This is a genomic window from Nocardia fodinahabitans, assembly GCF_052983615.1.
The window spans coordinates 3,361,886-3,385,078 of sequence record NZ_JBRJJC010000001.1 but is presented as its reverse complement, the minus strand read 5'-3'; the positions used below and the strand labels follow the sequence as shown (position 1 = coordinate 3,385,078).

Here is a 23,193-nt window from a genome sequence, read left to right as displayed (position 1 = left end):
AGGGTCAGGTGTTCGGTGGTGAGGGGGGTTCGGGGGTGTTCTGGAGGATGAACATGACCTGGAACAGCGGGGTGTGGGTGGTGCTGCGTTCTGGTCGTAGTTGTTCGACGAGGTGTTCGAAGGGGGTGTTCTGGTGGTCGAAGGCGCGCAGGGTGGTGTCTCGGACGCGGTGGAGTAGTTGTCGGAAGCTGGGTTGGTCTGTGAGGTCGATGCGGAGTACGAGGGTGTTGACGAAGAAGCCGATGAGGTTTTCCAGTTCGGGGCGACTTCGGTTGGCGACCGGTGTGCCGATGCAAATGTCTGTTTGGCCGCTGTAGCGGGAAAGCAGGACGGCGAAGCCGGTCAGTAGTGTCATGAAGGGGGTTGCGGCGGTGGTGCGGCTGAGGGTGGTGATGGTGTCGTGGAGGTGGTGGTCGAGGGTGAATTCGATGGTGGCGCCGGTGGTGGTGGCGGTGCGGGTGGCGCGTGGTCGGTCTGTGGGTAGTTCCAGGAGTTCGGGTGCGTCGGCGAGTTCGGTGCGCCAGAAGTCCAGGTCGGTGGTCGCTGTGGGGCCGGTCAGGTGTCGGTGCTGCCAGACGGCGTAGTCGGCGTATTGGATCGGTAGTGGTGTGAGGGGGTTCGGGGTGTTGTGGGTGGCGGCTCGGTAGAGGGTGGTGAGTTCGTTGATCAGGATGCTCAGCGACCAGCCGTCCGAGGCGATGTGGTGCACGGTGAGTACGAGTAGGTGGTCGTAGTCGGTGAGTCGGATCAGCAGTGCGCGCAGTAGTGGTGGGGTGGACAGGTCGATGCCGGTGCGGGCTTGTTGCTGGGCCAGGCGTGTGGCGGTGGGCCAGGGGTCTGTTTCGGTGGTGTGGGACAGGTCGATGTGGTCGAACCAGGTGTCGGGGTAGTGGTGGTGGATGTGTTGGGTGGCGATGCCGTCGGTGTCGGTGTAGGTGGTGCGTAGTACTTCGTGGCGGGTGATGACGTCGGTCAGCGCGGTTCGTAGTGCTCGGGGGTCGAGGTTTCCGTGGATGCGGACCGCGTAGGGCAGTACGTAGGCCGAGGATTCGGGTGCGAAACGGTCCAGGAACCACAGTCGTTGCTGGGCGAACGACAACACCAGCGGTTCATCCTCACCCCGCACCGACACCACATCCGCCCGCGTCGGCGCGGGACCACGGGCCTGTAGCGTCGCGAGCAAGATTTCCCGCTTGGCCGGGGACAGCCGACGGGCGCGCGCGATTCGATCAGGTTCCATATTCAGCGACCGCCGCTCATCGTGGTATCGGAGTCGGGAGGAGTGTTCACGTCGCCAGTCGGGCGGCTGCTCACTTCATACTCATCCAGGCTTTCCAGTTCGCGCAGGATCGAGTCCACCGTCTCGTCGTCGGCGTCTGCGATCAGCTTGTCCTCTATGACTGCAGCCATATCCGACACCGTGGGCGCCGCGAACAGCTCATGCGCGGTCACGGGGATACCGAAGCGATCCACGATCCGTTGCCGAAGCCTGATCGCGTGCAGTGAGTTTGCGCCCAGATCGAAGAAGTTGGCGCTCGATTCGAAGGGCACGTTTGGGAGCAGGCCTGACCACAGCTCGAGCAGCGTCCGCTCGGTGGCGGTCAGTGCCTGCTCGGCGCCGCGATCGGGAACCGATGGCTGATTCGTTCTCGCAAGGGACCTGCGATCGATCTTCCCACTGGAAGTGCGTGGAAGGGGCGAAGCCGTGACGATTTCGGTGGGGACGAACTGTTCCGGCAGCCGGCGGGTCAGATAGCGGCGAATCTCGAAGACATCGATAGTCGGGACGTCGGGCCGGAGTTCGATGTATCCGGTCAGCGTCCTGCTGCCGGACCAGTCGGTCTCGGTGATCACCGCACAATTGACCACCGCGGGATGGCCGTTGAGTGCCGCCTCGACCTCGCCCAATTCGACCCTCACTCCCCGAATTTTCACCTGGCGGTCGGCCCGCCCGACGAATTCGAAGACCTCGCCGGGCGCTCGACGAGCTCGGTCACCTGTGCGATACATCCGTTGTCCGGGTCGTTCCGCGAAGGGGTCCGCGACGAATCGCGAACCGGTGAGATCAGGACGGTCGGCGTATCCGCGGTTCACCGTGGCCCCGGAAACGTACAGTTCACCGATCGCCCCGACCGGGACCGGGTCGAGTCGCGGATCCAGCAGATACACGGCGCTGTTGTCGATCGGACCGCCGATCGGACTTCGGCGTCGCCGATCGATCTCTGCGAAAGAGGAATACGCGGTGGCGTCCGCGGAGACTTCGGTGCACCCGTAAAGATTGAGTAGTGTCGCTTCGGGGAAATGGTGTCGGAAGCGGTGTACCAACGTCGCGGGCAATTCCTCACCGCTGACAGTCCAATGCCTGAGCGACGGCAATGATGCTGAATGCGCGTCGAGCGCGTCGAGCATGAGACTCAAGAGAGTGGGGACTACCACCACCCGGGTAACCTCCTGTGCGGCGAGTAGCCGGACGAACGAGTCCGGTGCGGCCACGGTTTCGCGGTCCACGACAACGGTGCACACGCCCGCCAGCAGCGGACCGAAGAGTTCCCACACGGAGTCGACGAAAGCCAGAGATGTCTTCTGACACATCGTTTCTCCCGATGCGAACGAAAATTCCCGCCACATCCATCGGAGCCGGTTCACGGTCGAATGGTGTGTGCCGACGACCGCCTTGGGTACGCCGGTCGAGCCGGACGTGTACATAATGTAGGCGGCGTTCTCCGGACGAAGCCGAGCGTCCCGTATCGGTGCGGAGTCCGACGCGAACGGCCCGAGCAAGTCGCCGTCGGCGTCGAGACGAAAGACCCGGCGGTCGGTATCGGTCGTGATCGCCACCTTCCCCGCGGTCGCGGTGCTTTCGATGACATGAAGCGCACCGGACATCTCCAGCAGCATCGACAGCCGCTCATAGGGCAGTGACGGATCCAAAGGCAGGTAGGCCCCGCCGGCCTTCAGAATTCCGAGAATCGCGACATGCGCCGAGATAGAGGGTGCGAAGATGACCGCGACCACCACTTCGGGGCCCACTCCGCACCGTTGAAGTGCCGCCGCCAGCCGATCGGACCGGTGCGCCAGCTGTCGATAGGTTATGACCGAGTCGCCTGAGCGTACACAGACACGATCGGGCGTACGACGTGCCCTGTCCTCGAACAAATCGGGCAGACACCGCGCCGGCATCGTGTCCTCGTGCTCGGGTCCATTGACGCCGCTGGTGACCACGGAACGGTACAGGCGATGAAGCGGCTGGTCAGGGGCAGCGATCACGGCGCGCAACAGGTCGACGTAGAGTTCGAGCCACGCCGTCGGCGTCGCTTCGTCGAATAAGTCCGAGCTGTAGTCCATCTCCATTCGCAGTCCGGTGTGATCCGGGACGATGTTCAGCAGTAGATCGAACTGCACATTTCGGACCGGGAAAGTGATCCGATCGACCTCCAGATCGGCGAGTTGGGGAACAGCCACTTGGCGGTCCACATTGAACACGCTACTCACCAGGGGGGTTCGTGAGGGATCTAGAGGCAACTCGAGTCGTTCAAGAAGCGCCTGGAAGGGATAGTGCTGGAACTCGAGGGCCTCCAACACCGACGCGCCGATGTGAACGAGGTGCTCGGAAAAGGACAACTCTCGGTTGACACGGCTCCGGATCGGCAACATGTTGGCGCATGGGCCGATCACCATTGTGTCTTCCGCGGTGAGTCGCGCGGCTGCGGGAATTCCCACGATCACATCGTCCTGATCGCTGAGCCGGTGCAGCAGCATGGTGTATACGGCGAGCAGAAGGGAGAAGGAGGTGAGGTCGTGCGTCCTTGCGACGTTGTCGATCCGTGCGGCGAGCTCGACGTCGATAGACCGACTCGTGCGCGCACCTCGGAAACTGCGCACCACAGGCCGAGTCTTGTCACCCGGCAGGTCGAGTGTGGGGACGGGACCGTCGAAGCGCCGCAGCCAGTAGTGTTCGGCCTGAACGCGTTCGGCGCTGTCGATCGATTCGAGTCGTCGCCGGTAGTCCTCGAACTGGGAGACTCTGCCCGTGGCAAGGCTCTCGCCACGGCAGATGGCGGAGTAGCACAGTGCGATGTGCTGGAGAAGAACGCCCATCGACCAACCGTCGGCGACGATGTGGTGAGAGCTAACGACCAGTACGTGTTCCGAATCTCCGCGTCGCAACACCGCGGCGCGCAGCATAGGCCCCCGGGTCAGATCGAAGGTGGTCGCGCCCTCGTCGGCGATCGAATCCGTGAGGTCGCCGGTGGCATCGATGGTCCGCAGTGGAACCACGATATCCGACAGCACCCGCTGGACCGGGTCGATCTCGCCGAAGGTCGTGCGCAGCGAGTCATGAACTCGGACAACGTGATTGATCGCCTGTTCGAGAGCGTCCAAGCGTAAGAGACCGCGCATGTCGAGAACCGCGACTTGGTTGTAAGCGCTCGCCGAAGCCGGATCCATTTTCGCCAGTGTCCACACCTGATGCTGCCCAGGAGTGAGATCGTTCCGGGCGGGCGGCTCGTTCGACGCCGTCGCATTGATGCGACCTCCCGGCAACAGACCGCTACGACGGCCGGTCGCGAGTGCCTTGCGGACGGCTTCGAGCGCGCGCGCCAAGTCCTCGTCCGTGTGGGCGTCCGACAAGAACAGGTTGCGTCCTTCCCGGATGTACAGTCCATTCTCGATCAGCAACGGATACAACAGATGAATGTCGTCGGAGGAGACCAACCGGAACTGCGACCCGAACCGGGGGATCGTCACGGCCAGGCCGTGCTCGGTGAAACAAGCGCTCAAATCCGTGACGAAGCGTTCGGTGCGCAGGTTCAAACGCTCCTGCAATTGTGGGCCGCGAGACGCGAGTTCATTCAACACGGCATTCGCGGCGACCATTGCCAGTGGGTGCTTACAGAACGTGCCCGCGAAGAATGTGGTATCGACGGTCGGATAGGAGTCGTCGCCGTACCCCCAATAGCCGCCGTCGATCGCGTCGATGAACCGACGCGACCCGGCGACCGCGCCGATCGGCAGGCCACCTCCGAGCACTTTACCGTAAACCGTGACGTCCGTGCGCACGCCGAACAATTCCTGGGCGCCGCCGGGGGCACAGCGAAAACCTGTCACGATCTCGTCGAAGACGAGTGCCGCACCGACTTGTTCGGTGAAGCGACGAAGCTCGTGCAGAAACTCCCAGGGCGCGAAATCCGGCCGTCTGCTCTGCACCGGCTCGACCAATACCGCCGCGAGATCGTCGGCGTGCTCGGCCAGCACAGCCAACGATTCGGGCTGCCCATAGTCGACGACGACGATGTCATCGACGATGTGAGGGGGAACGCCCGGCGCCAACGGCGCTGTCAGATCACCCGCTCGACGAACGAGGGTTCCGTCGAAGACACCGTGGTAGGAACCCGCGAAGAGCGCGACCTTACTTCGTCCGGTCGCGGCACGCGCCAACCGGAGTGCGGTCATGACCGCTTCTGTGCCGGTATTGCAGAATACGACGCGTTCGTGGCCGGTCAGTTCGCACAGCGCATCCGCGACCTTACCCGCCAGATCACCGGATGTGCCGAGGTGGATACCTTTGTCGAGTTGATCGCGGACCGCTGTGGTGACGAATTCGGGTGAGTGCCCGAACAGATTGACACCCATTCCCATGATGAAATCGATGTATTCGTTGCCGTCGCAATCGTGAACTCTGCATCCGGACGAGCGGTCGATCACGATGGGATATGTGATCTCTTTGCTCTCCATACGAAATTCGGGGATGAATCGATTGTCGTTGTCGGCATGAGATCGCTTGTGTTTTCCCGCGTAGTACTTGGACTTCAATGTCCGCAGGTTGTATCGCTCGACGAGCGCGCTCAGCTCCCGTCGACGCGCGGGATCGTCGACGTCGGTGTGGCGCACGGTCACTGGCCGATGCGGTACGAAATCGGAAAGCTGCTCGACCGGAGCGGTGGGAGGCGTTTCTCTCGGCGGAGGAGGCGCCGCGGGCATCGCCACAGTGGATCCGTGCTCACGAATGTAGGCGCCGAGCGCGCTCACGGTGCGGATCTCGGTGAGCAGGGCGCGAACGGTGACCTTGATACCGAATTCTCGCCGCACCCTTGTGGCCGCTTCGATCAGCGAAAGGGAGTCCAACCCCTGAGTCGCGAGCGGCGCGTCGGCGTCGATAGCGCGCAGATCCGCACCGGTGACCGATGCCACGATTCGACGTAAGTGGTCGTCGAGAGAGTCTCCGGCATCGATCGGCCCTGCCGCCGGCTGCGTGCCGACCAGAGTTGTGGACGTGTGCTGGTCCGCGAGAGCCGCGACGTCCGAGAATGGGGTGTTCGCGAGCGGACGCAGCCAGTGACGTTCGCCTGCGAAGGGGTAGCCGGGTACCGAGACTCGGATTCGGCGCTGATCCCGATCGAACGCTTGCCAATCGATCTCCACGCCCGCGGTGTAGAACTCCGCCAACGCTGACAACATCGAATCCCAAGCCGCTTCACCGGATCGCAGCGAGGTTATCCAGGTGCGCGCGCCACTTCCGGTGGCGGTGTCCTTCGGCAATCCTGTGGGATGAGCGATCTCCAGGAAGGTGGTGAAGCCTGCCTGTTGCAACTTTGTCAGTGCGGGATGGAAGAGCACAGGTTCACGTAATTGTCGGATCCAATGCGTCGCGTCCGTGCGCTCCGGGGCTCGGATTTCCTCACCGGTGACCGTCGACACGAAGCGAATCGCGGGAGAAGCGAACGCACTTCCGTGCAGGATCGCCTCGAATTCGGGGAGCGCAGGCTCGACAAGGTGAGAATGGAAACCGTACCGAGTCGAAAGCGGTCGCACTTCGATATCGTCGGCCTCCAATACTCGCAGAACAGCTTCGACAGCGTCCGGTTCTCCTGCGAGAACGGTCTGGGCGGGTCCGTTGTCCGCGGCTACGGATACTCGATCCGCGCTGCCGGCCAGATAACGCTCCACCCGAGCGCGGGGGGCGAACACGGCCGCCATCGCGCCTTCGGCCAGCTCGGCGACGAGTTCGGCGCGTGCGCAGACCAGCATGAGTGCGTCGTCGAGTGTCAGCACACCGGCCAGACACGCCGCGACGTACTCTCCGAGGCTGTATCCGACCACAGCGGAGGGTGTGACTCCCCACGACTGCCACAGCCGAGCCAGCGCGTACTGGACGGCGAACTGCACCGGCTGCGCGATTCGGGTATCGGACAACTCGGCGGCGCGGGTCGGGTTCAGATATTCGTGGAGGGGGCGGCGCCACCGTCCGCCGAGAATTTTCTCGCAATCCTGAATAGCGGTGGTGAATGTCGGTGCGGAACGGTAGAGCTGGTGACCCAGTTGCTCGAATTCGCCGACCTGCCCGCCGAAAACGAACGCTATAGGTCCGATGGGCCGCGACCGGTCGTCCAAGGTGTCGGTGGCGGTGTGGCGGCGTAACTCCCCACACAGCTCTTCACCGTTTCGCGCGTGCACGGCCAGGCGGTTGTCGTAATGGGCGCGACCCGCGTTCGCGGTGAAACAGTAGTCGGCGAGGTCGGCATCGGACACCGTCGCGAGCCGTTCGAGGTGCTCGGAGGCCAGTTCACGCAGCCGCGATTGGTCGCGCGCCGAAATGGCCAGAATATGGCGTGCTCGATCACGGCCACGTCGCGCACTGTCGGGTGCCGGCGCTTGCTCGAGGATGGCGTGCGCGTTCGTTCCTCCGATACCGAACGAACTGACACCGGCACGACGGGGGCTGGATTTCTCAGGCCAACGCCGCAGCTTGTCGTTGACGAAGAACGGGCTCGACGCGAAGTCGATCCGAGGATTGGGCCGCTGGAAGTTCAGGCTGGGTGGAATCATCCCGTGATGCAACGACAGAGCCGTTTTGATCAACCCGGCGATGCCGGCCGCCGTGTTGAGGTGACCTATGTTGGTTTTCACCGACCCCACCGAGCAGTATTGGATCCTCGGTGTGTCGCGTCGGTACGCCTGCGTCAGCGCCTCGATCTCGACAGGGTCACCCAAGACTGTGGCGGTTCCGTGCGTCTCCACGTAATCGATGGAGTCGGCTGAGACGTCGGCGAATTCGAGGGCATCGGCCACTACCGCGGCCTGAGCCGAGACGCTGGGCGCGGTGTAGCTCATCTTCGCGCGGCCGTCGTTGTTGACCGCTGTTCCCTTGATGACGGCGTAGATCCGATCACCGTCGTCCACGGCGGTCGCCAGAGGTTTCAGTACGACCGCTCCCATACCGTTGCTGAACACGGTGCCGCCCGCATCCGCGTCGAACGCGCGGCAACGCCCGTCGGCCGAGAAGATCGCGTCGTCGTTATAGATGTAGCCGGTCTTCTGGTTGGCTTGAACGGATACTCCGCCTGCTATAGCGACCTCTGATTGCCCGGTCAGCAGACTTTGGCAAGCGAGATGGACCGCGACCAAGGATGTCGAGCACGCGGTCTGGACGGTCATGCTCTCACCCGAGAGGTCCAGCAGATAGGAAATCCTGGTGCTGAGATAGTCTTTTTCTGTTCCGAGCAGGCCTTGGTAGCTGCGAAGTGGAGAGTCGTTCCCGTTCGCCACGAGCGACAGCATGTATGTATTGCTCGCGGATCCGGCATACACCGCGACATTGCCCGGGTGACGGGTCAGGTCGTGTCCGCTGTCCTCCATGGCCTCCCACACGCACTGGAGGAATAGCCGGTGTTGCGGATCCATACCCTCGGCCTCGGCGCGCGAGATTCCGAAGAACTCGGCGTCGAAGAGGTCGTGGTTCTCGACGATACCGGCGGCGGGCACGAAATTTGGATCGTGACTGTCGACAGGCAGAAAAAGGGATTGCTCGAGTTCTTCGGGTGAGAAGAAAGTAATCGATTCGCGTCCCTCGACGAGATTATCCCAGAAGCCACTGAGATTCGCCGCTCCCGGGCAACGGATGGCCATGCCGACAATGGCGATATCGGAAGGTGACGTCATGTTCTACCTTTCTTTCGGCGAAGGGCACAACGGATCGACTCGGCTCTTCAGCGTGCGCGTTGGGTTCGAGCGTTTTCGAGCATCGAGCGACGCCTCGACCCGACCGATCGACCCTTCTCGACATGGCCCGCCCCATCGGAACCGGTAGAGGTCAGATGTATCGCCAGGGCGCGAACGGTCGGATACTGAAACAACTTGGCGATCGCTAGATCGATACCTAGTTCGGCGGCGAGCAGATGATGAACGACCGAGAGTGAGGTCGATGTTCCACCCAAGTCGAAGAAACTGTCGTCGACGCCGATGGTTTCGATCTCAAGCACACGCTGCCATATCTCTACGATGCTGTGTTCGATGGGAGAGGAAGCAGCGCGGAATTCAGAATCGAGCCGGGACCGTTCTCGCGGCGGTGACGGGAGTGCTCGGCGATCGACTTTACCGTTCGCGTTGAGCGGTAATTCGGATATCGGTACGAACACTGATGGGATGAGATACTGCGGTAGCCGATCCAGCAGGAACCCACGAAGGTCGCTGCCGGTCGGTGCGTTGTCCATATCGACGACGGTGTGGGCTACCAGCACGGTTTCGTCGCCGGCGACCGAGGCGGACACGACGGCGGCGTGTACCCAGGGGTGCTGTTCGATCGCGGCTTCGACCTCACCGGGCTCGACACGGAACCCACGGATCTTGACCTGGCCGTCGATTCGGCCGCAATGCTCGAGTGTGCCGTTCTCGCGCAGACGGCCGAGATCTCCTGTGCGGTAGATCCGTTCGCCCGGCGTGTGCGGGTGCGGTAGGAACCTGGTCGAGGTCAGGCCCGGGCGATTGAAATAGCCGAACGAGATCCCGGAGCCGGCTAGGTACATCTCACCCACTACACCTACGGGTACCGGCTGGAGGGATTCGTCGAGCAGATGGACCTCGACCCCCGGCAGCGGTGCGCCGACGGCTACCGATGAACGGGTCCGCTCGGCGGCCGTCGGAATCGCGAACGTCGTCACGATCCCCGATGCCTCGGTGTGACCGAGCATGTTGACGAATCCAACTCGGTGCCCAAGCGTGTCGTACCACCACCGCGGGACGTCCGCGGACAGCGGTTCGCTGGCGGAAAGCAGCAACCGAAGGCGGTTGTCCAGCAGTTCATCACGCGCGGCGGGGTCCATTCGGTCCAAGATCGTGACGCATTGCCGCCAAAATGTGGGATTCGCGGACATCACCGTGACGCCCAGACGCGAGATCAGGTCGAACAGTGACCGCACGTCACCAGCGTCCCGAGGCTGGACGATGACGACGGACCCGCCAGAACTCAACGGAGCGAGTATTTGCCGCAAGGAGGCGGCGAATGCCATCGACTGAACCAAGATATGGCGGGTCGACTCGGTGATGTTCAATCGATCCGACAACGCCGCGATCTGGCCCGCCAGTCCGCCATGCGAAAGCATCACCGCTTTCGGCCGTCCGGTGGAACCGGAGGTGTAGATGACACAGGCCAGGTCAGCGGCGTTCACGTCAACAGTAAGGTTTTCCGATGGTTCCGTCGTTTGGCCGGGAGCGTCCACACAGATAACCTCGACGGCGACATCGTGTAGTTCCGCCAGGTGATTTGTCGCGGTGACCAGCAAAGCGGCCGCTGAGTCGCGCATCATGTAGGCGAGTCGATCGCGTGGATAGCTCGGATCGAGCGGCACATATGCCGCACCGGCCTTCAGGATCGCCAGGATCACGATCACCTGTCGAGGTCCGGAGTCCAGCAGTACACCGACCAGCGATCCTCGACCGACGCCATGTGACCGCAAACGACGAGCTAGTCGATTGGCCGCGGCGTTCACTTCGCCGTAGGTCAACACATTATGAGCATCCAGCAACGCCTCGTTGGCGCCGACGCGCGCGGCTGTGGCTTCGAACTGTTTGTGCACCGGAGTCAGACCGGTGTCCAAGCGTGGTCCGGCTGTGAACGGCGGCGCGGAAACCATGGGCAGTGAGGACAACACCCGCTCGGAGGCGACGGAATCAAGGAGGCCATGTAGATCTTCGGTCATCCGGTCGACCGTCACCGCGTCGAAGAGATCAGTGTTGTAGACGATTTCGCCAACCAATTCGGCACCGGTCTCGGCGATATGCAGGGAAAGGTCGAATTGCGCAGCTCGCCGCTGGATCGCATAGGACTCGACCTCCAACATCCCGATCCGTCCGCGCAGACCAGGGGCATTAGCCGCCGACCCCGCCAGCGCGTTGGCAGCGCCGGATGACTGGGACTGATAGAAGGTGAACGCGACCTGGTAGATGGGGGAATGGTCGGATTCACGATGCTCAGTCGAGCGTTCCACCATCAACGGGAACGGAAAATCTTGGTGCGCCAACGCTTCGAGGACTCCGCGATGGGTGCGCGCCAACAGTTCGGAGCACGTCCCACCGGTTGAGAGATCGACGCGCACAGGTACCGTATTGACCAGATGGCCCACGACATCGAGAAGTTCCGGTCGCCCCCGCGCAGCCAACGGAACTCCGATGATGATGTCGGATTGTCGACTGTAGCGTGCCAGGAGCACCTGAAAACTCGTCAACAAGACGGTGAACAAGGTGACTCGTCCCTGGCTTGCCACCCCACGTAAGCGTCGGGTCCGACCATCATCGAGGGTGAACCCGCGTGACGCCCCGGAATAGGTGCGAAGGGCCGGGCGCCGCCGATCCAGAGGAAGCTGCAAAATGGGCAATGGGCCGGTCAGCGCCCGCCGCCAATATTCCCACATTCGTTGTCCATCAGGGCCCGCCAGCAGCTCACGCTGCCACCTCGCGTAATCATCGAAGACCCACGTGGGGTCGGGCAGTGTAGGCGCGCCTCGGACTCCCGGCCGATAGAGCATGCCGAGTTCGGTCAACACGATCTCGATCGAGCGGAAGTCGACCGCGATGTGGTGTCCACTGATCAGCACGATGCCGTCAGTCGCTCCCCGCGTATAGACACGCACGCGGAGAGTCGGGCCGCGCTCCAGGTCGAATGGTTCGTGCGCGGATCCGCTGACCGCGTTTCGCAGGACGGCCTCATCCCAGCCTCCAGCATCGACGATAACGAACCACCCATCATCGAGATCGGTGATCTGTTGGCGTGGCGCGCCTGCACACCGCTGGTAGGACGTCCGAAGTATCGCGTGCCGCTTGAGTAGCGTTTCGAACGCGGCTCGCAACGCCGCTGTGTCCAGCTCGCCCGTGACGCGCAACGCGCACGAGACGTTGTAGGCCGCCCCGTCAGGATGCAATCGATGCAGGAACCACATGGCCCGTTGCCCTGCGGCGAGGCCGTGGGCATCGGCAGAGGCGTTGGGGGCTGATGGCAGGGCTGAGCGCCCGGCGATGGTCTTCGCTGCCGCAGATTCCAGCCATGCGGCGAGGTCGAGCAGGCTGGCCCCGCCGAGCAAGTCCTCCAAAGGCGGCGCCGCGCCGAATTCGGTTTCCACCCGGTGCCGCAGTTGAATCGCGCCGAGCGAATCCAGTCCCATCTCGACCAGGGGTTTGCCCTCGTCCACGTGGCCGCTTCCGACTCGGAGAGCGGCACTCAGCAAGTGGCGAAGGTACCGTACGGACTCGGGGAGTTCGCTCAAGGGCGGGTATCGAGTTTCCGGACCGCTGGTCTCGGAAGAACCTGCCGTCGTGTGGCTGATCGCGTCGCGCCATACCACCGCCAAATTATCGTCGAGGTACCGTCGCCGACATACGTCGCGACGTACCTTGCCGCTGGTCGTCCTCGGCAACGTTCCACTGCGCAGCAGCACGACGTCATAGATCTGAAGCTGGCAATCGCGTGCCACCGCCGAACGGACAGCGCCCGCGATCCCGGCCGTATCCAGCGTCTCCGGTGTCGGCTGGTTGACCTCGACGGCGATGACCACTCGCTCCTGGTCGTCCACGTCGATAGAGAAAGCGGCAGCGCAATTCGAGCGCAATGACGGATGCGCGTGTTCGATTGAGAACTCGAGATCCTGGGGGTGGAAGTTTCGGCCACGCACGATGATGAGGTCGGAGATTCGGCCGGTGACGTACAGTTGACCCTTGTATAGAAAGCCCAGGTCGCCCGTGCGTAGGAACGGGCCCGAGCCATCGGCGAGGGACGCGCCGAAGACCCGTGAGGACTGTTCCCGTCGGTTCCAATAACCGCCCGCGACACTATCGCCCGAAAGCCAGATCTCACCGATGAAGTCGGCATCACTCGGGCGCCCGGTCTCCGGATCGACGATGAGCAAGGTCGTGTCGTCCGGCGACCGGCCACAGCCGACCAACCGACGCGCCGGCCCGGCGTCGTCGTCCACTACCGGCTTCACCAGCCCGTTGTCCAGCTCGTCCTTGTCGAAGGTCGTAACTACCGCGGATTCGGTGGGGCTGCCTCCCGCGGCCAGCAGGGTCGCCTCGGCCAGTCCGTAACAAGGATAGAAGCTGCTGGAGTCGAATCCGGCCTGCGCGAAATGAGCACCGAACCTACTCAAGGTGTCCGCGCGAATCGGTTCGGCGCCGGTGAACGCGAGCCGCCAACTTCTCAGATCCAGCCTGTCCCGCTGTCCGGGACTCACCTGGTCGACGCAGAGATCGAAGGCGAAGTTGGGTCCACCGCTCACGGTCGCGCGCATTTCGGAAATCGTCCGCAGCCACGAAGACGGGGAGGTCACGAAGCTAATCGGAGACATCAGTGTCATCGGGAAACCCGAGTACAGCGGCTGGAAGACGCCCCCCACCAGACCCATGTCGTGGTATAGCGGAAGCCACAGAACTCCGCGGTCCTCGGCACCCAGTCCGAACAGGGTGCCGATCTGCGCGGAGTTGTGCATCAGATTGCCATGGGACACCATCACACCTTTGGGAACGCCGGTAGAGCCCGAGGTGTACTGCAGCAGGGCCGTCGCGCGAGGGTCGGTCGAATGAGGGACCACGTCGAGATCCACATCGTCCAGCCGCGAATCCGTTGTGATCACCGCGGCTGCCCTTTCGGACCCCAATGCGGGCGGCAGCGCGGTTGTCGTGGTGGTGAGAACAGCCACCGGCTGAGCATCGGAGACGATCGCCGTGATACGGTCCATTCGATCCGATCGCCGACCGGGATAGGTAGGCACCGCGATGACACCGGAGCACAGACAGGCGAACAACGCGGTGACGAAGTCCAGTCCCGGTGGATACAACAGCAGCACGCGGTCGCCGACATCGCCGTGGCGCCGCAGCAGTGGACCGATCCTGGACGCGCGCTCCCAGAGCTGTTGGTAGGTCAGGCTTTCTCGGTGATCACCATCGGCGAAAACGTGCGATACACGATCGGGTTGATATGTGGCTCGCCACCGCAAGAGATCGACGAACGTCGAACGTGCAGAGCCGGGAGTATCGTGCACAGTGCCTCCGGTCGATTCACGCGTGTTCTGAGGAGTGCACAAGTGCGATCTCACCCCCAAGACCGTTCGGAGCGATGCGATCGCACGGCCCCGAGAGTCGATGCAAAGGATAACATCGAGAGCTGCGATAGCGAATGATCTGATCGCGCAGAGTAATTCGCTTGCAGGTTGGATTAGTCCGCCTGCTCTAATGCTCGAACGACCTCGTCCAGGTCCCGCACCCGAGTCGGGCTCGGATCGCCCCCCTCTGGGGCCCGCAACCCTCTGGCCGTGACCAGCACGACTACTGTCTCGTCGTGTCCTACGAGCGCGGCCTGACGGGCGCGTAACAGTCCGGCATGGGCCGCGGCCCCGGCCGGCTCGGCGCCGATGCCGGCACGGCCGGCCAAACGATTCATGGAGTGGGTGATGGCGACATCGTCGACGGCGACCAGCGTACCGCCACTGTCGCGGATACAGTCGAGGACCTCCGCGCCCATCGCGGGTCGCGTGACGGCGATACCGTCGGCCGAGGTGGCCGAGGGATCGAGCGACTCCGGCGCTACTTCTTCTCCATACCAGGCGAGGACCAACGGCGGGCAATGGGAGGACTGGACACCGATGAGCCTCGGTACGTTGTCGATAGCGCCGCAGGCGACCAATTCGACGAAACCCTTGTGCATCGCGACGAGTGTCGGCCCATCTCCGACGGGCACCGTGACAACGTCGGGGGCACGTCTACCGAGCTGCTCCCAAATTTCGAGCGCCACCGTCTTTTTGGCTTCCAAAGTCCACGTGTTGGTGCCGGTGTTCCGATCGACCCAACCGAAACGGGCGCATGCCGCGCGTGAGAGGTCTACGGCATCGGAGTAGTCACCGGGCACGGTGAACACCACCGCACCGGCCTGCATCATCAGCCTGATTTTGTCGGACTCGCAGGTGTCGGACACGAAGATGATCGCGCGAATCCCGGCGGCGGCAGCGCCGAAAGCGGTTGATACGGCGGCATTTCCTGTCGACGCCGTGGAGATGGTGTCGACACCTCGCCGCAGCGCATCCTCGATTACCAGCGCGGTCGCCCGGTCTTTGCTGGACGCGGTGAAGGTTCGAGTCTCGTCCTTCAGCCACAATTGTGAGAATCCATCGGACTCCCGCAAACGCCCCGGTGCCACCAGCGGAGTGCCGCCGACCGGTAGAGGAAACCGAACCGGCCGATCATCGATCGGCAATAGGTCGCAATATCGCCACATGGCGAACGGCTCCGTCGATCCGGACCTCGGCAACAGCGAAGGATCGTATTCATAGCGCACCCAGTGCGGCCGAAACACATTCAACGACGTGTGACGATGTTCATTCATAGGTCAAACCGCCAGGACCGTCCCGATCTCTCGTTCATCGGCCACCGAGGCGACCGCCGAAGCCAAGGCGACATCGAGGATACCCATACCGAAAGGGTTGCTGAGGACGATCTGCTGGTCATCGATGCGGCCCGCGCGAGATCCCGCGAGGATATCGGCGAGCGTCGCGTCGACTTGCCGAGCGGTCGGCGCGGTGTCCGCGGTCGATTCACCGCCTGGTCCTCGCAGATCGCCGTCACGGAACATCTTGCCGAGCAGTCGATGAGTATCGGTGCTGATCAATGACCAATCATCGATCACCACGAGATCGGCACGCCGTACGACATCGGGCATCACGTCGTCGAGGGAGACGTGCGCGACAACCGCGCCCGCGGCAAGCCATTCGTAGGGTAGGTATCCGACAGTGGTCGTGGTCGTGGTGACGACAACCAACGCACCGCGAATCGCTTCCTCCATATTTGTCGTGGCCGTCGCGACGACTCCGCCTCGAACCGCCGCGGAAACGAGATCCCGCGCGCGTTGTGGAACGAGGTCGTACAGCGTGAATTGAGCGTGAGGGCAGGTGTGCGCGAGGAGCCGAAGGTGCGCCTCGGCAATGGCCCCGCAGCCCACGATCGTGATCGACTCGGCATCGGGGAGCGCCAGTGTCTGCACGGTCAACGCCGTGTACGCCGCTGTGCGCAGTGCGCTGAGGTAGGCCGCTTCCATGGCGACGACCGGGTGGGCTGTTTCCGGGTCGAACAGAAGAATCAGGCCCTGGGCGCGCGGAATTCCTCGATTCCGATTGCCGAGGCTACCGTTGATGACCTTCAATCCCAGGGCGGGGCGTGCACCCCACAGGGCGGCAGGCAGTGCCAGACTTCGCGCGAAGTGACCGTTCGACGTCGTCCAAGGCAGGTAGGCTTCCTGAGGAAGAGTAGTGGCTTCTTTGGCGTGCAGCAGCAACGCGTCCTTCACTACTTGTGTCGAGTCCACCGAGGCGACCGCCTCGATGACCGCTGACCGAGGCAAGTAGCGCAGGTGCGAGGCGGGGAGATCGTCCATCGTTGCTTCTTTCTCGTCGCTCACGGTTCCAACTCGAATCGCGCCCCTTGGTCTCGGGCGTCCTTCTCCGCTCGTATCACGTCGTTGAGCGCGCCGCGGCTGTCCAACCACGCGTCGTCATACAGAGTGCTGAGATAGCGGTCGCCGCCGTCGGCCATTATCGCGACGGGAAACTCGCACCCGGCTCCGGATCGCAGTGCCCGGACGAAGCCCGCCAGTACCGCGCCGCTGGATCCGCCCAGCGCCAGCCCCGTATCGGCGGCCAGCAACCGACAGTATGCGAACGCTTCGAAGTCGTTGACCCGGACCGAGTGGTCGTGGTGGCCCGGTCGTAGGAAGGCGGACTTGCGAGAGGAGCCGATGCCGGTCAGCAGATGGCTGCGACCGATATCGGAGGTGACGATCGATCCGAACACATCGACGGCGAAGACATCCACATCGGGGAGGGCTCGGCGCAATCCCTCGCTGATCCCTGCCAATGTCCCGCCAGTGCTCACGGCTATGAAGACCGCGTCGATCCGCCGCCGTGATTGTTCGAGTAGCTCGGCGGCCGAGATCTCCCTGTGCACAGTGGGATTGGCCGGGTTGTTGTACTGGTCGGTCCAACGCAGATCGGCGTCACGGTCTCGAAGCTGTTGTACCAAGGCGAGTCTGCTCTGCAGGTAGCCCCCCCGGTTGTCCTGTGCGTCGACCGAGATCAGCTGAGCCCCGGTTCCGGTCATCGTGGACCGCATCTCAGGAGAGAGTTTCGGATCGACCACGGCGATGAACTGCGCGCCCATTCCGGACAAGATCGCGGAAAGTGCGACTCCGAGGTTGCCGGAGGTCGATTCGATGACGCGAGTGCCCTCTCCTATTGGTGCAGTCGCGTCGAGCGAACTCAACAAGCCGACGGCGGTCCGGTACTTCACCGACCCTGTCGGGTTGTACATCTCCAGTTTGAGCCGCAATCGGCACCAGGTGTGTTGCCAATGGATCTTCAGTGAACGCAATGGACTATCGGTCCTCGCGTCGCTCAACGAGATACGCGCCAACTGCTGACTCACCCAACCCCCGTTTGATATAGCGCTGTCTGTCGCCTGGTCGAAGATGTTGACGCCGCGAGCGCTTGCCCAGGATAGCTCATCTCCGGCAGATCGGCGGGTGCTGTGTGCCGCCGATCCGGGCGTCGGCCGCCCGGAAGCGGGTCGTTGAGATCCGATCAGGTCAACTCGGCGACAAAGGCGACGGTCTGCGTGTGCCGTCGCAGAAGTCTCTGAGCGACAGACCGTTGGAGATGCGGGAGTTGGACCGAGAGACCGGAGACGGATAGATTCTCGCCGCGACATCCGTCCGTCGTGAGGAATCGCTGTGATCGCCTGTCCTGCAAGCTCGGCGTTCTCGGGAACCGAAAGCCTCCGGGTCGCACTACCGCCTGGTGATCTGCGGGCACGTGATGCTTGCCGGTGGTCGTACGCCGTCGACCCGGAACTAGCGCCACAGGTGTCGAGACCGCTCGCGACCGGGACGACCTCGCTCGGCCGAGTGGGGCAGGGCGCCCGTGGTCGGCCTCGTTCATATCCGACTCGGACGGCTAGCCTCCCCCATTCACGCTAATTCCGGCACTTCGTGCCGTAATTAGCGAAAAGGTGCTCTGAACTGCAACAATTCGACTTGTCTAGGATCGAAGTACGCAGTTGCAGGAGCACCCTCTCGGTGAAGAAGTCTACGTCGTGGTACCCGTCGCTGAAAATTGGCGGGGACGGTTCGGGAGTCGTGTCGCAAGCGGGGGCGGTGGCGTTGCTGCGTGTCGCGGCCAGGGCCGGGTTGGATCGGGCGCTGTCGGCGGCGCTGGCACCGTGGCGTAAGTCCCTGGCAGTGCATGATCCGGGCAAGATCGTGCTGGATCTGGCGGTGTCGATCGCGATCGGCGGTGACTGCGCGGCGGATCTGGCGCTGTTGCGTTGCGAGCCCGAGGTTTTCGGGTCGGTGGCCTCGGATCCGACGGTGTCACGGACGATCGCCGCGCTGGCCGCTGATGCGTCGAAGGTATTGTCGGCCATCGCTTCTACCCGCGCGACGGCACGGGCGCGGGCCTGGGCTCGTGCGGGCAAGTATGCGCCCGATCACGAAATCGACGAACAGCATCCGCTGACCATTGATCTGGATGCGAGCCTGCTCGATGTGCATTCGGACAAGGAGAACGCCGCGCCGACGTTCAAGAAGGGGTTCGGCTTCCACCCGCTGTTCGCGTTCATCGACCACGGCGCCGAGGGCACCGGCGAGCCGGCGGCGATGATGCTGCGGCCCGGGAATGCCGGAGCCAACACCGCCGCCGATCACAAGCAGGTCCTCGCTGCCGCGCTCGCCCAGCTACCCTGGCAGCCGGGCTACCGCGTCGGTCGAAAAGTATTGGTGCGCACCGATGCTGGTGGAGGCACCCACGAGTTCGTGGCCTACTGCCACGCCCGGCGGGTGCAGTACTCGCTGGGCTTCACACTGACCGATGCCCTTGTCGAGGCGATCAACAAGGTCCCGAAACACGTGTGGACGCCGGCCTACGACGCCGCCGGGCAGGTCCGTCCTGGCGCCTGGGTCGCCGAGATCACCGACCTGGCCCTGCTGACCGGATGGCCGAAGGGCATGCGGCTGATCATGCGGAAAGAACGGCCGCATCCCGGCGCGCAGTTGCGGTTCACCGACGTCGACGGATTGCGGTTGACCGCGTTCGTCACCAACACCCGCCACGGCCAACTCCCGGACCTGGAGTTGCGGCACCGTCGCCGCGCCCGCTGCGAGGACCGCATCCGGCACGCGAAAGACACCGGCGCCCGCAACCTGCCCTACCGCGGCTTCGACGCCAACAGGATCTGGTTGGCCCTCGTCGCGCTGGCACTGGACCTGATCGCCTGGCTGCAAACCATCGCATTACACGACCACGACGCCCGCCGCTGGGAACCGAAAACCCTCCGCCTGCAACTGTTCTCACTCCCCGCCCGCATCACCCGCCACGCCCACCGCACCTGGCTACGCCTACCGCGACATGCCCCGCACACCGCCCTGCTCACCACTGCCATCCGCCGCCTGCAACCCGGCTGACCACCACCAACCGCCCCTACCAGACGAAAGGACCAATCCGGGCTCGTGGAACCCGGCAGCCAACCCGCTGACCGGGCCAACCTCGATTGCCCATACGCTGCTGATCAGCAGCGAAAACCCAATCCGAACCCGATCACGCCGGGCCGAAGGCCCGGCGAAAGATCGAGGCTAGGCTCGGGGTTGGTCGGCTTGTCCATCATTACCGCACATATAAGTCGGAGGGTTTGAGTATGACAGATTTTCAACCGATTGGCCTGGGGCATCCGCGGATAAAGCAGGTAATGGCCATACAGAGGAATTCGGCGCCTAACCCTAACAAATTGTTCATCGCCGAAGGACTATGGGCGCATAATCTCCTGCTGGAAAATGCTGTCGATATCGATACCTTTTTCTGGTGTCCAGAAGCGGCGTACGGCGATGAAGCCAGAAAGCGTGCGGAACAGGTGGCGTCCATCGCGCGATCCAGCTACCAGATCTCGGAAAAGACACTGGAGCGCATCTCTGAACGGGATAAGCCGGATGGTCTGCTGTCGCTGGCTCCTCTGCCTCAATGGTCGCCGGGTGATATACGGCTCGGGCAGTCAGCGCTTGTGCTCGTCGCGGACGGAATGGAGATACCAGGCAACCTGGGTACTCTGATCCGCACCGCAGAAGGGTGTGGAGTCGACTGCATAGTATTGACCAACCGACGCACCAGGCTCACCCACCCGAAGCTTTTTCGGGCGAGTCAAGGCATGGTTCTTCGGATACCGGTCATCGAGTTCGATTCTCCGGAGGAGGCGGTCGGCTGGCTCCGGTCGAAACGGTTCGAGGTCTATCTGGCGGACACCGACAACGCAAAGAACTACCGAGCGTACCGATACCGTGGAAAGCGTAACGCAATCGTCCTCGGAGCCGAGAAGTATGGGATTCCGAAAGCCTGGTATCAGCCGGATTTCAAGCGTGTATTCGTGCCTATGATGGGATCGGCGGATTCGCTGAACGTGTCGATCTCAGCGGCGGTGCTATTGTACGAAGCTCGGGCGCAAATGGAGCGCTGGCACCTAGAGTGACCCGCACTCATTCTCCGACAGACACCACTCCAGGGCTGCCATCGCGCTGTACAGCTTGCCGGCCGCCTGGTCGAATACAATGCTTCTGGTGCCGTCGATGACGGCGGCATCCACCTCCTCTCCGCGATGCGCGGGTAGATCGTGCATGAATATGGCATCGGGGTAGCGAGCCATCAGCCTTTCGTCGACTCGGAACGGACTGAATGTAGACTTCCAATGGGGATCTGGTTTTCTGGTTCCTGTTGTCTGCCAACGGGTGGTGTACACAACATGGACTTCGTCCGGCAGATCGGTGAGGTCGTGTTTCTCGACAACGGTACCCATTCGATCTTGCCGGTTCGACTCGGCAAGTATCTGCGTCGGGACACCGTAACCTTTCGGAGTTCGGAGATGTAGTTCGGCTCCCGGATATCGACTGATCGCCAAACCCAAGGCGCTGGCGGTATTATTCCCTTCGCCCATATAGAGGATTTTCAATCCCTCGATTCGACCGAAGTATCGCCGCAATGTCAACAAGTCGGCCAAAGCTTGGGTCGGGTGTTCGTCGTCACTCATCGCGTTGATCACCGCCATACCCTCTTGCGCCTCGGCGACAGCACGTAGCGCGAGCGAGTCCAATGATGTCCTGACTACCAGGACGTCCAACATACGAGACAAAACTCGGATCGTATCTTCCAGCGTCTCGCCCGTATTGAGTTGGAGGTCATCGGGCCCATAGCCGATGACCTGCGCACCAAGACGCTGAGCACCGGTCGTGAACGCTGTCCTTGTACGGGTGGATGTCAAGGTGAAATAGACCCCTACTACGTGGTTTTTCAACCGAGTGGTGTCGAAGTCGCCCGCGGCCACCTTCAGGCCTCGGTCGACGATCTCGTCCAAGTTTTTTCGAGTCAGGTCCCGAAGAGATATCAAATGGCGGGTGTGGCCGGTGCTCATAGCACGTCCATTTCTTATCGATCCACTTCGAGGGATGAGTCACGCCTGAGGTATTTCGACCGCGAACGGCGATACCGCGCCACGTGCCGTGTCCTCGTCGATAGGATGATTGTTGTCGTCGACGAAAAGCACAGTGGATTCGAATCGTGTTGCCTCGAGTTCATCGACCAGCGCGTAGGACATGATGATGATGAGATCACCGGGATGCATCAGGTGTGCCCCACCGCCATTGACGCAGATCGCTCCCGAACCAGCCTCGCCGGGGATGACATATGTCACCAATCGCGCCCCGTTGGTGATATCTACGACGTGGATCTGCTCTCCGGCGATCAGATTGCCGGCTTTCATCAACTCCGAATCCACCGTGAGGGAGCCCACGTAGTGTAGTTCTGCCTGTGTGACAGTGGCTCGGTGAATTTTTGATTTGAGCATCGTGCGCATCAAAATCAACCACCCCCTTCGTCTCTCATTGCGTGACGTCCGTGACTATATCGCTCGGCTTGTGAAAGGTACAGCGCACCAGCCGAAGCCATCGTGCGGCTACGCGGCGTGGAGCCGGGAACGGCGCTGGTCGCGGAGATCTTCGAGCGTGCGAGGATCGAGATCCTGCACATATGCGGCTAGTGTCCTGATTCGCTGTTTAGCGCCGTAAGTTTGCGGCAGCCGTTCTGGCGGGCCCACTCACGGATCGCCTGGGTCTGCTCGCGACTTGTCGCAGACCGAGCCACGCTCTTGCCCTTGGGGATTCGCCCCACCTTGCGGGCATGTGGCGTCCACTGCTCGAAGAACCGCGGAGCGCGCTGGCGTTCAGGACGGACAAGTCGATCTCGTAGGTCGTGCTGTCGAGTCCGAAAACGACGGTCCCCTCGACTTTGGACTGGCCGTCGTAGTCGTCGACCAGCTCGACGGTGACCTTCCTTGCCACGTACTTTGTCCCTTCACGTTCGTAAGACTGCCGGAACAGGCAAGCGTAGACGGTGATCGAGAAGGCTCATTCACACGACATGCAGTAACCACCGCCACAACTCCTAATCCGGGTAGCACCGCCACCGGTAGCTGCCCCACCCGCGAGGATCGGTAGCGATGGATCCGCGCCAGACCCATCGGTGGCGGGCCATCGTCGCCGATCTCAGATCCAGACGGCTTCCGTGCTGGCGGTGCCGGGCAGCCGATCAATTATGAAGCGCCTCGGTTCGCGCCGGATGGTTTCGAGGCTGATCACTTCTATCCGGTCAGTACCCATCCGCACCTGCTCTGGATCCGGCAAATGCGCGGGCAAGTCATCTGCGCTGCAACCGGTCCCGCAGTAACGCCGCTCCAGCGGCTGGGGTGTGAGTGCGGTCGGACTTCTGAACTATTTGCTTGCGAAAGGATTTCAGTGACGCCGGCAGCGCAGGTGCCGTACCACTCCAGTGGCCCATATCTCTCTAACTTGGGGAT

General features: G+C 62.6%; 11 protein-coding genes. 2 read left to right on the top strand and 9 right to left on the bottom strand.

From position 1 onward, the window contains the following. Window positions 1-4: 4 nt before the first annotated feature. The 6 genes from NV348_RS15770 to NV348_RS15745 all read right to left on the bottom strand — a co-directional run bounded on the left by NV348_RS15770 (window position 5) and on the right by NV348_RS15745 (window position 18,015). Complete coding sequence (locus NV348_RS15770) at window positions 5-1,240, bottom strand: condensation domain-containing protein (RefSeq protein WP_447147613.1); 1,236 nt, start codon at window positions 1,238-1,240, stop codon at window positions 5-7. Window positions 1,241-1,242: 2 nt separating this feature from the next. Then, window positions 1,243-8,940 carry a hybrid non-ribosomal peptide synthetase/type I polyketide synthase gene (locus NV348_RS15765; protein WP_280244266.1) on the bottom strand — a complete coding sequence of 2,566 codons (7,698 nt, stop codon included), beginning with the start codon at window positions 8,938-8,940 and terminating at the stop codon, window positions 1,243-1,245. 47 nt (window positions 8,941-8,987) lie between these two features. Continuing rightward, the gene (locus NV348_RS15760; protein WP_280185004.1) at window positions 8,988-14,306 is read right to left on the bottom strand and encodes a non-ribosomal peptide synthetase; all 5,319 of its coding nucleotides are present in this window, start codon (window positions 14,304-14,306) and stop codon (window positions 8,988-8,990) included. 173 nt (window positions 14,307-14,479) lie between these two features. Continuing rightward, window positions 14,480-15,643, bottom strand: a complete 1,164-nt coding sequence (locus NV348_RS15755; RefSeq protein ID WP_447147612.1) for a threonine synthase — start codon at window positions 15,641-15,643, stop codon at window positions 14,480-14,482. 3 nt (window positions 15,644-15,646) lie between these two features. Then, the gene (locus NV348_RS15750) at window positions 15,647-16,711 is read right to left on the bottom strand and encodes a hypothetical protein (protein WP_280185029.1); all 1,065 of its coding nucleotides are present in this window, start codon (window positions 16,709-16,711) and stop codon (window positions 15,647-15,649) included. Continuing rightward, window positions 16,708-18,015 (bottom strand): pyridoxal-phosphate dependent enzyme, encoded by a 1,308-nt coding sequence (locus NV348_RS15745; protein WP_447147611.1) that lies wholly within the window; start codon window positions 18,013-18,015, stop codon window positions 16,708-16,710. Before NV348_RS15745 ends, NV348_RS15750 begins: the two co-directional genes overlap by 4 nt. Window positions 18,016-18,382: 367 nt before the next feature. Here NV348_RS15745 and NV348_RS15740 point away from each other — a divergent pair, with 367 nt between their 5' ends. Further along, window positions 18,383-19,765, top strand: a complete 1,383-nt coding sequence (locus NV348_RS15740) for an IS1380 family transposase (protein WP_280185026.1) — start codon at window positions 18,383-18,385, stop codon at window positions 19,763-19,765. Between the two features lie 230 nt (window positions 19,766-19,995). Further along, complete coding sequence (locus NV348_RS15735; RefSeq protein ID WP_425296736.1) at window positions 19,996-20,817, top strand: TrmH family RNA methyltransferase; 822 nt, start codon at window positions 19,996-19,998, stop codon at window positions 20,815-20,817. On the opposite strand, the gene NV348_RS15730 is transcribed toward NV348_RS15735, so the two are convergent. From NV348_RS15730 to NV348_RS15720, 3 genes are all read right to left on the bottom strand, one after another. Beyond that, window positions 20,809-21,753 (bottom strand): ornithine carbamoyltransferase, encoded by a 945-nt coding sequence (locus tag NV348_RS15730; protein ID WP_280185022.1) that lies wholly within the window; start codon window positions 21,751-21,753, stop codon window positions 20,809-20,811. The genes NV348_RS15735 and NV348_RS15730 overlap by 9 nt on opposite strands. Before the next feature lie 39 nt (window positions 21,754-21,792). Then, window positions 21,793-22,197, bottom strand: a complete 405-nt coding sequence (panD, locus tag NV348_RS15725; protein WP_280185031.1) for an aspartate 1-decarboxylase — start codon at window positions 22,195-22,197, stop codon at window positions 21,793-21,795. A 196-nt stretch (window positions 22,198-22,393) separates the two neighbouring features. Then, window positions 22,394-22,678: an Lsr2 dimerization domain-containing protein gene (locus NV348_RS15720; RefSeq protein WP_342216403.1), complete on the bottom strand. Its 285-nt coding sequence runs from the start codon at window positions 22,676-22,678 to the stop codon at window positions 22,394-22,396. Window positions 22,679-23,193: the final 515 nt, after the last annotated feature.

Bases quoted from the DNA above. Each gene is read 5' to 3' on its own strand.
- NV348_RS15755 (WP_447147612.1), bottom strand. From the start codon at position 15,643: ATGAATGAACATCGTCACACGTCGTTGAATGTGTTTCGGCCGCACTGG.
- NV348_RS15765 (WP_280244266.1), bottom strand. From the start codon at position 8,940: ATGACGTCACCTTCCGATATCGCCATTGTCGGCATGGCCATCCGTTGC.
- NV348_RS15735 (WP_425296736.1), top strand. From the start codon at position 19,996: ATGACAGATTTTCAACCGATTGGCCTGGGGCATCCGCGGATAAAGCAG.
- NV348_RS15745 (WP_447147611.1), bottom strand. From the start codon at position 18,015: ATGTCGCGGCGAGAATCTATCCGTCTCCGGTCTCTCGGTCCAACTCCC.
- NV348_RS15770 (WP_447147613.1), bottom strand. From the start codon at position 1,240: ATGGAACCTGATCGAATCGCGCGCGCCCGTCGGCTGTCCCCGGCCAAG.
- NV348_RS15730 (WP_280185022.1), bottom strand. From the start codon at position 21,753: ATGAGCACCGGCCACACCCGCCATTTGATATCTCTTCGGGACCTGACT.